The organism is Wenzhouxiangella sp. XN201 (assembly GCF_011008905.1).
Lineage (GTDB): Bacteria > Pseudomonadota > Gammaproteobacteria > Xanthomonadales > Wenzhouxiangellaceae > Wenzhouxiangella.
Map to the genome: position 1 here is coordinate 1 of NZ_JAAIVI010000012.1, position 324 is coordinate 324.

Consider the following 324-nt stretch of genomic DNA (forward strand, 5'->3'; position numbering starts at 1 on the left):
CTATTGCTCCTTTTCATCCTTTGGGCGGCCGTGTATCCCCCGTAGGTAAAGACAAAGGTCAATGCAAACAAAGTTGGTATGGCCGCTGGGCTCAACCGGATGCCTGCAACCGCCCAATCCCAGCCCAGGAAAATTACAGAAAGCGAAAAGTAGAGGATGGCGACAATGAGCCCTAAACCGGAACCAATTGCCAAGGGCCTCTCATGCGCCAGAAAGCCCGCCATTAAGCCCGGGAGGAAAAACCCAAGCAGTGTGGTGATTCCGAGCAAATTCATGGTGAGAGCTGGAGTAATCCAATCACCGGCGACTTCCCCGATGTAGCTG

The 324-nt window shown here is 53.4% G+C and carries 1 protein-coding gene; it reads right to left on the bottom strand.

Annotated elements, in window-relative coordinates; all coding sequences use genetic code 11:
- The coding region (locus G4Y73_RS13920; protein WP_205596422.1) for a hypothetical protein at window positions 1-324 on the bottom strand (324 nt) is incomplete at both ends.